This window comes from Natronolimnobius baerhuensis (assembly GCF_002177135.1).
Classification (GTDB): domain Archaea; phylum Halobacteriota; class Halobacteria; order Halobacteriales; family Natrialbaceae; genus Natronolimnobius; species Natronolimnobius baerhuensis.
In genome coordinates this window covers 57329-72553 of sequence record NZ_MWPH01000005.1, presented here as the reverse complement: position 1 = coordinate 72553, position 15225 = coordinate 57329, and the positions used below count along the sequence as shown (strand labels likewise).

10 protein-coding genes and 1 pseudogene are annotated in these 15225 nt (G+C 52.3%); 8 read left to right on the top strand and 3 right to left on the bottom strand.

What is annotated here, in order from left to right; translation table 11 throughout:
* Positions 1 to 10: 10 nt before the first annotated feature.
* The 4 genes from B2G88_RS18170 (at position 11) to B2G88_RS18160 (ending at position 6518) form a co-directional block, all read left to right on the top strand.
* A complete protein-coding gene (locus B2G88_RS18170; protein WP_140408909.1) occupies positions 11 to 4387 on the top strand; it encodes a hypothetical protein in 4377 nt (1458 codons plus the stop codon).
* On the top strand, positions 4384 to 4836 hold the full coding sequence (locus B2G88_RS18165) for a hypothetical protein (protein WP_087715595.1): 453 nt from the start codon (positions 4384 to 4386) through the stop codon (positions 4834 to 4836). The genes B2G88_RS18170 and B2G88_RS18165 overlap by 4 nt, the downstream gene beginning before the upstream one ends.
* A 191-nt stretch (positions 4837 to 5027) precedes the next feature.
* Positions 5028 to 5198, top strand: coding sequence for a hypothetical protein (locus B2G88_RS19760; protein WP_176393291.1), 171 nt, complete (start codon positions 5028 to 5030; stop codon positions 5196 to 5198).
* Positions 5199 to 6059: 861 nt separating this feature from the next.
* Positions 6060 to 6518 carry a hypothetical protein gene (locus B2G88_RS18160; RefSeq protein WP_054861987.1) on the top strand — a complete coding sequence of 153 codons (459 nt, stop codon included), beginning with the start codon at positions 6060 to 6062 and terminating at the stop codon, positions 6516 to 6518.
* A 465-nt stretch (positions 6519 to 6983) separates the two neighbouring features.
* On the opposite strand, the gene B2G88_RS18155 is transcribed toward B2G88_RS18160, so the two are convergent.
* A complete protein-coding gene (locus B2G88_RS18155) occupies positions 6984 to 7331 on the bottom strand; it encodes a hypothetical protein (protein WP_054861988.1) in 348 nt (115 codons plus the stop codon).
* 116 nt (positions 7332 to 7447) lie between these two features.
* Here B2G88_RS18155 and B2G88_RS18150 point away from each other — a divergent pair, with 116 nt between their 5' ends.
* From B2G88_RS18150 to B2G88_RS18145, 3 genes are all read left to right on the top strand, one after another.
* On the top strand, positions 7448 to 7705 hold the full coding sequence (locus B2G88_RS18150; RefSeq protein WP_087715593.1) for a hypothetical protein: 258 nt from the start codon (positions 7448 to 7450) through the stop codon (positions 7703 to 7705).
* 51 nt (positions 7706 to 7756) lie between these two features.
* Complete coding sequence (locus B2G88_RS20110; protein WP_281253899.1) at positions 7757 to 7888, top strand: hypothetical protein; 132 nt, start codon at positions 7757 to 7759, stop codon at positions 7886 to 7888.
* An 840-nt stretch (positions 7889 to 8728) separates the two neighbouring features.
* The gene (locus tag B2G88_RS18145) at positions 8729 to 9850 is read left to right on the top strand and encodes a tyrosine-type recombinase/integrase (RefSeq protein ID WP_087715592.1); all 1122 of its coding nucleotides are present in this window, start codon (positions 8729 to 8731) and stop codon (positions 9848 to 9850) included.
* Between the two features lie 239 nt (positions 9851 to 10089).
* Here B2G88_RS18145 and B2G88_RS18140 read toward each other — a convergent pair.
* Positions 10090 to 12777, bottom strand: a pseudogene (locus B2G88_RS18140) (FAD-binding and (Fe-S)-binding domain-containing protein); the annotation flags it as partial.
* 52 nt (positions 12778 to 12829) lie between these two features.
* Between B2G88_RS18140 and B2G88_RS18135 the strand changes: the two are divergent.
* On the top strand, positions 12830 to 13654 hold the full coding sequence (locus B2G88_RS18135) for an IS5 family transposase (protein WP_054861990.1): 825 nt from the start codon (positions 12830 to 12832) through the stop codon (positions 13652 to 13654).
* A gap of 402 nt (positions 13655 to 14056) precedes the next feature.
* Here the strand turns inward: B2G88_RS18135 and idsA3 are convergent, their stop codons facing one another.
* Complete coding sequence (gene idsA3 / locus B2G88_RS18130; RefSeq protein ID WP_087715591.1) at positions 14057 to 15106, bottom strand: geranylfarnesyl diphosphate synthase; 1050 nt, start codon at positions 15104 to 15106, stop codon at positions 14057 to 14059.
* Positions 15107 to 15225: the final 119 nt, after the last annotated feature.

Sequence of the window (15225 nt, the reverse complement as noted above, 5' to 3'; positions counted from 1 at the left end):
TGTATCAAATATGTCTGTAAAAGTAAACCAGTTTCTAGCTATAATTCTATCAGTTCTACTTATAACATCAATCATTTCTCCTATCGCAGTTGCATCATCACCGGAATATCAAGATAAGTCAATCAAACAACCTGAATTGGCACAGCAATCACAACTTGCGTTCACCGATAATTCGACTGACAACCCACCTGATACCGATCAAAATATTCTCGAAACACAGTATTCACCAGTTGAGCAAATATGGCTTGCAAATGAATCACTTTCTCAACTTGAGACATCAGAAGAAAATAAACATCATGTGACGGAAGCGACAAACGAACTGGCAATTTCACTCGAGCAGTATGATGATGTCTATCGACCAGTTGATCGAACTTCATTCGACACACAAGCGAGAGCACTTCACAGTCTATCGAGGGCAACTGGTAGTGATCACGATGAGGTACTCAACGAGAGCACACACGAAATCTTCAATGCGAGTGAACAGTCCGCACAAGTTGCCATCAACGATGCTAAGCACTCACTTGAACATTTTGGCGATGAAATCGACGAGCCAGCCCAATATCAGCAGGTTGAGCAGGCAATTGACGATGCTGAAGCCGCTCTAAATCGAGGGGAATCATCTGTCGAGGGCGCCGATCAGTATAAATTAGAACGCGAGATCAGAACTCATGCAGACGCGATTGATCATTATCGAGAGGCAGTCCACCATACTGAACGAGCACTTGATACAGCAAGCGAACATACTGAACCAGAACTTTTCGTCACAACAACTCAACCATTTGAAAATAATGGGTCTGTAAAGGTGGGACTTGAAGCGACGGTATTCGGTGCTGATGCTACAAGGTTTGGCACGTTCGATGTGGCTTCCGAAGAAAATATCGTCGATACTGAATCTCTTCACACTCCAGGCGTTGACGGACACCTCGCGACTGGGATGGCTCAACTTGAACTGGAACCCAATGAAAATGTTACACTCGAAGTGACCACAACGGATGGCGACCGGACAGTGACACAGGAAACCACTGTCCAAACTGACGAACGTAACGTAACGACGCCACCGCGTGATCCAGACAAATCATATGATGTCAATGTCTCTGATGATGAAAGTGGAACTGTAGTCAATGCGACTGGTGACGGTCTCGGTCCAGATGCGGTCACAGTCACTAATCAATCAGATTCTGGTGATGCTGAATATCGTGCAGCACCGATGGTGCGAATAGAGAACGAAACGGCCATTGATCACGCGTCGGTTACGATCCCGCTTGATGATGATATTGAATCTGAAGCGGATTCACTCGCGATGTACACGTGGGACCCAACTAGCGATGATTCGTGGAGTTCAATAGAGTCAGAGATAGATCTTGAAGAGCAGACAGCAACTGCAGAGGTAGATGGATTCTCGTTCTTTTCGGTGTTTGACACTGAACAGTGGGACGATTTCACGACAGATGTGATTGTTCTCGAAGATAGGCACTTTGAGAACAGTACGTATGCGGGGGATAATTCGTTGGATAAGGGAGCGACGCAGGCGTTGTCTGAGAGTTCCACAGAACCAAATGTTGGTGAAAATCGTATCGCCTATAACACAGCGGAGAACGCATCAGACAATCTCACCGAGGATACCTTCTCTGAGGAGCGATTAACGTCTACAGACTCGATTACATCAACCGAGTATAATACCGTAGATGACCCACTCGAATACACAGTCACAGTCACTGATTCAGATGGTACTGAGGTTGGATCTGCTTCTGTTCTCGACGATCACGATCCAGACGAGTATGGTAATCACCTGAATTTTAGATCGATCGGAGACTTTGTGTCCGACGGCGATCACGGCGTTGTAGATTATATTCGATATGGAGACGGTGAACTGATAGAGAATTTTGAGTCAGGTGACTTCGACAATTATACGCGTACGAGTGATGGAGGCGCTGAGTCTCGCATTGTCTCTGATGTAACGACAAATGGCCAGTATGCACTGGAGTTAGAAACAGGGCCGCAAGGAACCTACTACACTTCAAATGACGAACTTATCGAACTTGAATCGGGAACAACCATCAAGGGCGACATTAGACATGAGACGGACAATTCGGGCTCGTATGCAATGCGAACGGGATTCGAAGTCGGAACAGAGCCTGATAGATCCGATGGTGTTGCGGTTCGGCTGACAAATCCCGGAACTCAGCGGACTGAGGGGCTACAACTCCGTACACCGAATAATGAGAGTCACGTAGAGTTCACCCCATCGCTTGGCGAATTCTATACTGTTCAGATCGACATCGGAGACGTTGAGGCGGATGATGAACCGAAGACTCTCCTCGATTCGAACAATGACGGTATTCCGGACGCAGTCACCGAGATGGATCTTCGAATTGCGGATGGTGACGACAGTGTCATCGGTGACCCACTCGAATTAGATCCCCTTTCCCTGGATACGAGTGGTGACGGACGACTCGACAACGAGACAGTCGACATTGACTGGGAAGTCTTCGAAGAAGATAATCAAACGAAACTCGAGGCACACCTCAACCATGTTGAATCCCACCCTGGACGTGTAGATACGACCGGTGACGGCCTTCCAGATCAACAACAACTCGATGGTTGGGAAATAGAAATCGTCGACAACCATGAGGATGCGCTTGAGTTGATGGAAGCAGTCACGGAACCGGATGATGAACGTGATCCAGCCCAGTTCTTCGAGACCCGTCTTGTTAATTCGGATCCATTAGTAAGTGATACGAGCGGAAATGGACTAACCGATGTTGAGGAATTCGAGTTAGGAACCAACCCACGACAGAGCGACACGACTGGTGACGGTATCTCTGATACACAGGCACTTTCGCTCGATAGCGAAGACCCGACGGTGTTCACCACAACACCTCCTGAGGCTACACTGGTAAATTACGAACAGTCCTCCCAGTGGGCGAGCTTCGACCGTCCTCGCTGGCACTTCAGCTACACTTATCAACTGGAGGACGACGCGGGAATTTCGTCGTTCGAAGTACTTCGAGAGGGGTCATCGATTGACGAAGAAACGTTTTCACCTCCACCAACGGCTCTCACGTGGAATACTCAGTATGAGTCGTTATGGGAAGGTTCCATGACGGCACTTCGTGGCTCGGAGACGATGATTGAGGCGAATGATATCCACGGGAACGCCCAAGATCAACTCCTTCACAGTCAATCGTCTTTCTACGGCGAACTGAGTCAACACGGACTTGACCCAAACGCGGCTGGCACGCTCTCAGGCTTCACTCACGGTGCCTCAGAGCTCCCTGAATTCGTTATGTTAGTGCTGTCTGATCCTATTGAGGTCTACAGTTCACTAACAGCGTTCGCCGACGAGCTTGATCCGGAGTTAGTCCAAGAAATAATTGAAAATTTACCTGAAAGCGTCGAACAACAGCAAGACCGTGATAATCCGTATGACCAGCATGAAAATCCTGATCAATATGATGCATATGCAGCGGGTTGGTACGAAGGCTACGCTATCCACTTCGTCGCATCGATGGCATACGGCGGAACAATTACGAAGGGAGCCTCCGAGTCGACTGATTTATCAAATCGTCTTGACACGGCAAGGGCTGGTTTGAGTGATGTCACACCAACTCTTCGAGCAGGACAAGGGTCCAAAACCGCACAGATAAGTCAACGTATCGTATCTGATGGTGGGAATCCGCAAATCGACGCACCAACTGTCATGCGTGGTCTCCAAGAGCGTGGATTCTCTCCTGGAAAACAAGACATAGCACTTACACGGCTTGACCAACTCCCTAACAGTCACCTCGAAGCGTTATCCTCGAGCGATCAAACTGCTCTTGCAGCCCGATTAGCAAATAGTGCTGACGGGGATGCAACTGTTCGTTTCATCAGTGACATTTCCGATCCAAGTGATGTACAACGAGTTCTCAACGAAGATCTAGCGACCACTAATCGATTGAGTGAATTGTATGACAATCGAAATCTCGATACGGGGCAGAGTGGAGATTTACAGTATCGACATTTGGACCCGGATTTGGATGCAAATGATCTAGTAGAAGTCATCAATTCTAACGGGGATATCAATCAAGTAACTAGTGTAGTAACCACTCCGCAGGGAATCAAATGGCTTGAATCAGGATCTGAATCTGCAGGGCTTGAACATATTATGAATCGACATTCTACTGACTTTTATAGTAGCTCTCGACTTGATATTTCAGACAAGACTGGAATAAAGAATGCAATTCATGAATCAGTTAAACATGGCGATGCACATAGAATACCGAGTTCTGATGGGGGTGGTTATGCATATGTCCACTCCATTAACGGACAAGACGTTACTGTGATAACCGGCGAGAACGGATTCACTGTTACCTCACACCCTGGTCAGCCAAGTTTCGACACATGATTGAATGTAAAATTATCGAGATCGAGCCAGAAGCACAATACGGAGAGACAGTGTATACTCAGACTGTCGTTGTAAAACTGAATAATGGAGATGAATTAAATGTGTTTGATGGAACTGTTCCAGTTTTATCATCTGACCAGATTGGTGATCAAGTGCAGCTAAAGGTCGTTGCCAGAGCTAACAGTATCTCGCAAAGTGATCAAAAACCATTGGTAAAAGGAGGAAGCAAGTCGACACAACAATATGTCGGAGATATAATTGAATTCATCAAACAACCATCATGGTCTGATTTGGATGATACGATTGGTATTTGCGCTAAAATCCCTAGCGGGACAATATATGTAGATATGGAAAAAACACAACAAAAAACTACTAATCACATGTTTGATATTGGGGACACAGTTTGTATAGAGGCTTATCGAACTGATGTTGTCGAGATGATGAGTTAGAATTTCTTCTCCATAATCTCGATTGTTTGATTAATTACTGTGGATTCGTGTGGAAACATCTTGTAATTCCATCAAGGTAATTCGGCGAGGCGTTACTGAACGGGGACGTAGAAAACAAAATCACAGAGGATACTCCCCGGCTTGTCCGACGCAACTCGCTGAAAGATGGGCGGCGTAGGTCACACCAACTCTTGCTCTATAGCGACACCAATGGAGCAGAGAAAGACGCCCGTCGCGAAGTTGAGGACCGGTTCGGCGACGACATTTACAAGTTCGACGTTCGGGAAGCGATCTACCGCGCCGGGATGGAAAATATCGACGACGCTGAGGAAATCCTTCGCGAGTGGGGTGAGGATATCTAACTCACCGTAGTGAAACATCCGACTCAAGCATAGAACACACGAACCGTACCCCGCTTTTGCGAGTGAAATACGAACACAGAGGGCCGAAGTGAGCCTTTCGCACGCCAATCAGTTAGTTCACAAACCAGTTTCAAAACACTATCGGATATCGCCGCCAGCTACGCAGTCTCGAATGGGTCACTCATCGTTCTCACGCTTGAAACCGCTGATAATCGTGTACTCGAGTCCGAATACCTCGCGTCGAAACTCGACAGTCGTATTCGTCACGGTATGTCCACAGCTGTTTTTGGTACACACAAACGCACGCGCACGCCCTCCGTGTTGGCGGTCGGTCGGCGAGACAGGTCCATGATCAGGACAGCGGTAGCCTCGTTGAGGCACTGGAACGAGCGGAGGAGGGGTCAAGCGATCGCTCAAACGACTCAGAAAGAGTGCGTTAGTCTCCTTCCAGTGGTCGCGAAAATTGCGGCGGAGCAATCAACCAGTGTCACGGTTGAGTTCGAGTGTTGCTTGCAACGAAGCATGATCTGCGTGCTGGAACCATTCTGTCCGCTTGAGAATACCTTCCAACTACCTTAATTAACAGGTGGTCGGTGTTTTCCGTATGAATAATACTAACACTGATCACATGTCTGGAACGTCATTCCAGTTGTCTTAGTGTTAGTTACTTTGTCTTTGGTCTGTTAGATTCCTGTATGCTGACCTATAGCAGTAAAGTACAGCGATCAACTGATGAGTATAGTGGTGCCAAGGGAGCACAAAATGAACTCTTTGTATTAGAAAGGGGGAGAACCAATGATTTGGATGCGTCGACGTGAGGTTCTCAGTGGACTCACTGGGTTAGCGCTCCTCGGTGGATGCATGTCTGATGGTGATGAAAACAATTCTGAAGTTCAGGATAAATCGGATAATCTTGAAGTAGATAAGGATTGGGCAACTGAAACGGCCCATGAGATGTTTCCAGAATTCCTTGACGAAGAAACACCGTTCCCTATCTATGACTATGAAGTTGATGACCAAAATATAGGTCTGTTAACTGTTGGAACAGAAGCGGTAGATGCTACTGATGATCTTTTAATATCAGAGGCATCACATGTGGCGGGTTTTTATAGCGGTTTTTATGCTGGAGATGATTACGAGTACGATTCTCCAGACATTCTTGTTGTAAAAATAATCATTTACGAAGACCCAATAGGGTTCTATGGAATCGAACATGGATGGGCAGAGTCCTATCAAGATGGTGAAATCACTGAGGAACAATTTCTCAACTTGATATTGGACAATGAAGGTGAGTATGGCTCTGATTATTTCAATTCTTGATATTAATCCATATAAAATAACTAACGTATTTCCAGCTGGCGACTAACGGTGTCGGCCCTCAAGTTGGGCGCGATGGCCGATTGGGACTCTGTTGAGTGGTGTGCTTTTCTTCATGGTGAAATGACCGAAGTTCTGCATCCCCACGTCCCCCTACGGCCTGCCACACGACATACAGGCGCTACTGACGCTCACCCCCGACGAAATAGCGCCTTTGACATTGGATGTGAAAGTGTGGCATATGGCGCCCGATCGTACGTTCGACCTCGACCGTTGGGCATTCATGGCGATAGGGGCTGCGGGTATCGACACGCTGGGTACTACCGGGAGCTCGGTTGTCGTCTTCAGTGTCGTTCGCTTCGGTACGGACGTATTTCGTGCCGTCCCGCTCAACGACCTCGAGATAGGTCTCGAGCTTGCACGAAAACGGAAGAATCGGCTGTCAGCGCCCAGCGGCGTTGAATCGATCTATAACGTCGTATTCTCTTCGAGCCAATTCTTTACAAACTCTGCATTCCAGAGCAGTAGCCCCATCAATACAAAATTCACAAACAGTGAGATGACACCGAGAATGCCGATAACGGCTTCGGGGAGTGGCTCGACGGCTGACGCAATCATCGGTGCAATCCCAATCCAGTCGAGATATTGGAACAGCGCAATTGACCCAGAAAAGACAAAATAACTCGAAATGAGTCCGAAGAGTCCGACCCACTGTACCTCGCCCCATTCGACTGTTTTGTCGTCGGGAACCTCGTCGACACTACCCGTTAGTTCGTCGGTATCGTTCTCGTCGTGGGATTCAACCTGTTCAGCCATGCTGGTTCTGATTGCTCGAGGCTACGGATTCGGAGGTCAAAGGTGTGGCTCTCGAACTTGTTTTACTTTCACCACTATTGCAGAAATTTAAACTCATCACGGAACATGCCTATTCCATGGACACATTCACTGAGGCGGACATACGCGAAAAACTCTCGAGTCACTACGGCGGCGACAATTCGAGTCGCGAACCCGTTAAGAACGAACGGACTGACGACCACGGCACTGTCGGGAGTGTCGTGTACTCGTTGTCGGGTTCGCCACCGAAGGGATACGCAATCGTTATCCCGCAACTCCGGCGAGTGAACTTCTACGACAATCGGGGCAAGCGATTCCGCGCCATGAAAGACACCGTTGTCGACGGCCTCGAGTAACCGATCAACCTTATCAAGACATTATACCCGATAACACGGCCAAACGCGGTGATGTCCGACCGAACCTTTCAAGAAGACTTGTTGATCGTTGAATCGCTCGTCGAATACAACGCGAATTGGTACGACGCAAACCCACACCGGGAGGGCCGGGCCTACCAACTGGCAGATGAAATCGCCGGTTAGACGGACTATCGATCAAAGAGGCGCTGTTGCATCGGCAACGGATCGAGGGATGACGGTCGTAGTACCCGCTGACCACGCGAATACGTCTACTATCTACACCCTGCCAGTGGCGACCGCCATGAAATATCCTGTTAGTAAAGACCGGACTTAATTTTCAAACTCCACTTCCCTTACCTCTAAAATGGAATCCGGAAAATACGTCCGCTTTATACGCGTAAAGGGTGGCTTTTTGTGTGGGACGCGTGTACCCAGATATTGTCGTTGGCGGGCGGACACCGGCGCTCTACCAAGCCCCCGTCCTCCATCCGACATTCGATCATGAGTGACGACAACCACAACAGCGATTGCGCCGACGAATCAGGCGGCTACTCGAACCCAAGGTGGGCGAATCAGTCAACACTCTCAATTCAACTTGAGATTGCCGCTGGTCCTCGAGTGGCGACAGCAATTGGTACAGCAATCGCTCTCGTAATCGGTATCGTTCTCTGAGGAACCGGTCTCCGAGTACGCACTCGGGCACCGGCGCTCTACCAACTCGAGATAGCACTACCATGCAGTAAAATGTTCTGGTGGCACCAGCGAATGGCTTGTGTTGTAGGACACTTCTCAGCAGCACACACTCGAGAACGCGTCAGACGTTTGTTTCTGTCCGATTCATTTCTAGTGATCGAGTGGGGTATTTTATATAGCACTATATGGTGTATAAAATGCTATATTTGGGGTAGAGGGCTTGAAACTACCACAAACAGACGGTAGAAACGATATAGGTCTTACTTGGTCAAAGGCCAGTTTAACCAAGTAGATTTACGTGGGGCGACGCTGTACCCCACAGTGACAATCATGGATTCAGGAAATTCTGGGGTTAGGACCGAATCTCGAGGCCGAAACCCCACGGATACGACCGTCAAGGACGCGGTCGAACGCTATCTCACGAAGAAACTCGAATCCGGCGCTAGTCGCACAGCGATGCGACCACCGCTCGAGGACTTTGCGGAGTACTGTGTGTCCCAGGGAATTGACGCCGTCGACGAACTGACTGACGACGATCTGCGTGATTACGGCCTCGAGTTGCGAACCGAGTACATCGACAATGAAATCGCCGGCTCGACAGCGAACACTTATTTTCGATACATTCGCGCGTTCCTGTCGTTTTGTGTACGCGACGGCAAACTTGACACCAACCCAGCCGATACCGAAGCGGCCGAAGAGTTCCTGCCCGAAGACACACCGACTCGAGACACCCAGTTCTGGACACCCGAACAGCGAAAACAACTTATCGCCTACGCGGACGAACGAATTAGCATGGCTCGTGAGGAAACGATCAGCGTCTCGCTCGAGCGTGCTTACCGCGACCGAACCATTGTTGTCTTGCTGGCCGAACTTGGGCTTCGGGGAGCCGAGTGCTTTCGTGATCCGAATGACAACCACCGTGACGGGCTGACGTGGGGCGACGTCGACTTAGAGCATGGCCGACTCGAAGTCTTCGGCAAGTCTCGCAAGTACGAAACTGTCGGGCTGACGGAAGCTGCCCACGGCGCGCTTGCACGCCTTGAGCGCATCCAAGAGCCACCGATCAGCGAGTGGCCACTGTTTCCGACTGGCCATACAGCAAGCAAGTACCAGGCCGTCGAAGATGCCACGGGCGATCGACCTGCAACCGGCACCGATATCGATGCTGTCTGCCGTGAAAAACAGGTTGCTCCGCCGTCGATCACGAAAGAAGCCGGACGACAGATCCTGAAGCAGTTGACCCATGAGGCTGGGATTGAACTCGAGGGTGATGCTGACTACCTCCAGCCACATGGTGCACGGCGAGCATTGGGGGCTGAGTTGTACAAAAAAGGTCACTCGGAGTTGGCCCAATCAGCGCTGCGACACTCGTCGATTGAAACAACTCATGAGGCGTATTCGGATATCAAAGCGGAGGACGTCGCCGAGTCGATAGACGAAGTGCGTGAGTGATCACTCGGGAGGTCCCACGCCTCAATGGTCTTCATCGGCAGCAAAATGTCGGCCGGATCGTGAACAACGTTAGTAGTGTCAGTTCGACCGTTGCAGCCGAGAAGTCCCACGACGTCGTCACCGTCAGAGACCAGTCCGTGTGGGTCGAATCGACCAACTGTGAGTTCCGGTGTCGCTGTGCCGTCATTCGGAACGAAAAGCGGGGTCGTCGTCTCGGTCGTGGGCCCTGTTTTCGAATCTTACCGGCGATCGCTACCGTTTTCGAGTGCCTCGGCGATGACTTCAATCGGTGTCGGGGGCTCTTCGGTCGCACCCGGACGGTCCTCGAGTTGGGTCCGGCAGGACGCGCCCGGCGCGACGACGCGGTCACCCTCGCTCTCGTCGACCTGGCCGTAGAGGACTTCGCCGATGGCCTTGCTCATTGAGTAGTGTTCGACCTCGTAGCCGAAGGAGCCGGCCATGCCACAGCACGTCGAGTCCAGCGGATCGACGGCGTAGCCAGCCCGCCGGAGGATCCCGACTGCATGGTGATCCTTTGCGTGGGCTTTCTGGTGGCAGTGGCCGTGGTAGGCAAGATAGTCGTTGGGTGCAGCGAAGTCGATTTCGCGGTCGAGATCGAACCGGTCGAGGTACTCACAGACGCCGTAGGTGTTCTCGACGACCGTCCGGACGTCCTCGTGATCGAAGAGGTCAAGGTAATCTGACTGCACCATGACGGCGTCAGAGGGTTCGATCAGCACCACGTCGTAGCCGTCTTCGACGTACGGTAGCAGTGCGTGGACGGTGTCGTTCGCGTTCTCAGCTGCCTCGTCGAGCATCCCTTTCGAGTACGCTGGACGACCGACGTCGCGGGGCTCGGCCACCTCGACGTGGACGCCGGTGGCCTCGAGCACCTCGAGCGCGGCTTCGCCGGCCTCGGGGTACTCGTGGTTGGTGTAGACGTCGGGTACGAGGACCACCTTTCGGTCGGCCTCACGCGAGGAGACTGTCGGCCGGTGATTGGCGACCCGCTTTGCGAAGGTATTCCGGCGGAACGTCGGCAGATCGCGCTCCCGGGAGATGCCGAGTACCTTTTCCGCGACGATCCCGCTACCGGGTAGTTTCGTCGCCCAGTTCGACAGCGGCGCGGTCGCCGAACCGACCTTCGCCAGCGTCTCGAAGTTCACGAACATGTGGTCCCGCAGCGAGGTCCCGTGTCGCTTGTGGTGCTCGTAGGTGAGTTCTGCCTTCATCTTGGCCATGTCAACTCCGCTCGGGCAGTCGTGTTTGCAGCCCTCGCAGCCGATACAGAGGTCGAGCACCTCCTCGACGAACTCGTCGCTGAACTGCTCCTCGGGCTCGAACTCGCCGCTCATCGCCTGGCGAAGAGCGTTCGCACGGCCCCGGGTCGAGAGGAGTTCCTCGTCCTCGGCGCGGAACGTTGGACACATCACGCCGCCAGTAGTCGACTGCTCGCCGCGACAGCCGCCACAGCCGTGACAGAGCTCGGCCATTCCCTGGAATCCGTTGTCGTTGTCCCACTCGAGGGCTGGGTCGAACTCTGCGTCGAACTCGTAGTCGGGCCCGAACCGGTTGTTCTCCGTCATGTCGGTGGGGTTGTCTTCTCGGAACACGACCTGGCCTGGATTCAAGAGCCAGTCAGGGTCGAACACCGACTTCAGTTCCTGGAAGATCTCCCACATCTCGTCGCCGTACAGCTTCCGGTTCCACTGGGTACGGGCGCGGCCGTCGCCGTGCTCGCCCGAGACGGAGCCGTCGTATTTGACGACGAGGCTGGTCACGTCGTCGGTGATCGACTCCATCGCCTCGAGGCCCTCTTGTGTCTTCGTGTTTACCAGCGGGCGGATGTGAAGCACGCCGGGACCGGCGTGAGCGTAGAAACTGGCGTAGGTTTCGTGGTCCTCGAGGACCTCTTGGAGGTCAACGACGAACTCCCGGAGGTTCTCGGGCGGGATGCCCGTGTCCTCGATGAACGCGACGTGTTTCTCGTCGGTCGTCCGCGAGAGCAAGATCGGGAGCCCGGACTTGCGCAGCTTCCAGATCTTCGTGCGGCTGTCGGCGTCGTAGGCCTCGAGCGCGTCGAACGCTAGGACGTCGGCGTCGGTGATCGTCCGCGCGTCGTCGTCCTCGTTGTCGGCCACACCTTCGGGGTCGACGTCCGGACAACGGTCGGCAAGCATGTTCGCGACCTTCCGTTTACCGTCCTCGATGTCGTCGGCGTAGAACTCGACGATCAGGACTGCGGCCGTCCCCTCTGGGAGCATCTCCGCGACGGAAGCGAACTCGGGGGTCTCCCGCGCAAGGTCAATCATGACGTCGTCCAGCACCTCGACGGCAGCGGGATCATGTTCGACGATAGGCTCGACGTCATCCATCGCGTCAAGGACTGCGTCATAGGCCAGCAGCGCCATGCTCTTCGTTTCGGGAACCGTCTCGAGCGAGACGGTTGCCTCGGTGACAATTGCGAGTGTTCCCTCACTGCCACAGAGCAGTTTTGCGAGGTTGACTATTCCGCCCTCCGCGTCGGGTTCCCCGATGCCGCGTTCGGCTCCGCGAGCGTCCTCGACGAGCCAGTCGAGGTTGTAGCCGGAGACGTTACGTTTGAGATCAGGATATACCTCCTCGATGAGGTCGCCTTTATTTTCCAGAATCCGTGCGACCTCGCCGTAGATCGCTGACTCGAGGTCGTCCCCCTCGGCTAACTCGGGCAGGTCGTCGATCTCTACTTCGCCGAAGGTAGTGATGGTTCCGTCCGCGAGGACGACCTCGACCTCTTCGACGTAGGCGTCGGTCTTGCCATACTGCAGGGAGTGGGATCCGGTCGAGTTGTTGCCGATCGCGCCGCCGAGTGCACTCTTATCGCCCCAGGCCGGATCAGGAGCGAACTTCAGGTCGTGAGCCCCGATTTCTTCATTGAGTGATTCGAGGGCTTTGTTGAAATCCTTGGAGAGTTACAGACTTAGCCAGTAATGCGAGTGGATGCAGACCCTCCCAACGTCCCAGCTACTTCGGTTCGTCGAGCAGACGTTCCATTTGGCTCGACGAGCTGTCGCCCGCTACTCCCCGAAATTCTCAAAACGGCGCTACACACTCCACCAGCACATCGTCTTGCTCTGCCTCAAAGTGCGAAAGAACACAACGTACCCGATACTTCTCGACGAGCTCATCGAGATGCCTCGAATTCGGAGAGCCATCGATCTTGCGGAACTCCCCTCATCCTCGACGTTGTGTAAGGCATTCAACCGGCTCAATGTGGCTGTTTGGCGTGTTCTTCTCAATCTTTCAGTCACACTCCTCCCGACTAACGGTGTCGTCGGAATTGATGCCTCCGGCTTTGACCGCAGTCACGCCTCGAAGCACTACACGAAACGGGTGAAGTTGACGATTCAGCAGCTGAAAGTCACGCTCTTAGTCGATACCAAAGCGAACGCTATCCTCGATATTCACATTACAACGACCCGAAAACACGATACGCAGATCGCACCATCGCTCATCAACTGCAACTCATCTGAAGTCGAAGTTATGCTTGGAGACGAGGGATACGATGATCAGCAGATTCGGGCGCTGGCCCGCGAAAATTCGATTCGTCCACTGATCAAACACCGTGAGTTCTCATTACTGCAGAAAGCGTGGAACGCTCGGTTGGATACTGAACTGTACGGTCAACGGAGCCAGAGCGAGACAGTGAACTCCCGTCTCAAGCGAAAATACGGTGCGTTCGTCCGTTCACGACACTGGTGGAAGCAGTTTCGTGAACTCACTCTTGCATGTGTTGTCCATAATCTTGATCGAACGCTCCAATGAGCAGTGTAGAGAATTCATCAATCGGTCAATGTCGAATAACCCCTCCCAAATAACCGAGCCTGACGGAATGAACGTCGGGTCTAACCCGGACACGACTGCTGCGTCGAGAAGACAGTCGGCTACGAGTTGTATGTAACCCAGAGGGGAACTCGCTCCTGTCTTTCACGAGCTTGTTCAGTTTGATGGTCAGCAAGTTATCAGAGGCGAGGTGGAGTCATCCCGAAACAGGCGAAGAACACCGCAGCCGGGTTCGTGCAGACGTCCAGATGACGGTCAAATTTTGTTGTTTCACCAGCGTAATGTGTTTTGGCTGAAAACCGCTGCCACCATTTGTCCGTTAAGAGGTCTCCAGACAGCGCGAACAGCTTTTATTTGAGAAGGGGATTGACGATCAGAACCCGATCAGTAATCGCGCTCGATCAGGTAGTTTGCAATGGTACAGAGTAGTTCGTGGGCTTCATTGTCCGGCAGCACTTCAAGCCGAGCTTTTCCTTGGTCAACGAACTTATATGCCTGATCGGTAGCATATTCGATTGAGCCAACACGCTCGATCTCGGTTACAGCATTGTCAATCTCGCGTTCGGTGACGGCATCAATGTCAGTAGTATCAACCAGCTCCTCGATTTCCAGTCCCTGTTTACGGGCGTGGGCGGTGATCAGAGTCTGTTTGTTCTCCACGAGATCACTCCCTCGTTGTTTGCCGAGCTTCTCGCTAGGTACAGTTAGATCAAGGACGTCATCGTGGATCTGGAATGCACGTCCGATATCGAGACCGTAGCCGTACAGTGCATCGACCGTCTTGTCGTCCGCTCCTTGCAGAATTGCCGGGAGACACGCCGACGCGGCATAGAGGACCGCGGTCTTCTGTTCAACCATTTTGAGGTATTCCTCGGGCGTGACGTCGCTGTGCTGCTCGAACTCAATGTCCAACGCCTGGCCTTCGCAGAGTTTTCTGCAGGTCGTCGCCAGCACGTCGAGGGCTTTAACTGTCCGGTCCGACCTAGCACCGGTATCAAGCATAATCTCGAATGCTTTTGAGTAGAGCGTATCTCCTGCGAGGACAGCCGTCCCGAGATCGTACTCCTTGTGGACGGCGGGAACGCCTCGGCGGAGGTCGTCATCATCCATGATATCGTCGTGGATCAGCGTGAACGACTGGATGATTTCGACGCTGACAGCAGCAGCTATCATATCAACGGTACCACCATCGAAGGTAGGAAATTCCCGATAATTAGTTGAGAGCGGCTCAACGTCGGCGAGTGCCTCCGCGGTAGTCAATAATAGTGTCGGCCGGAGCCGCTTGCCACCCGCATCCAGCAGGTAGCGCGAGGCCTCATAGAGACGCTTAGGTCGGTGGATTGGCAGCTCTTCAGGAATCGCGTCGTTGATCAGATCACGGCGCTTGCTGATGGCCCCAAGTATCGCTTCATCGTGCACTTTAGGTCCTGCCATATTAGTTAATGAAACCGGTATTATTTCTGTCGGGCGTCGCGTGAAAGCCCTTTCTCCTTCTGTTCATCTCACTCTTGAAAAGTCTAACGCAGCTTAACAGAATCTTCAGGATCTGGAGT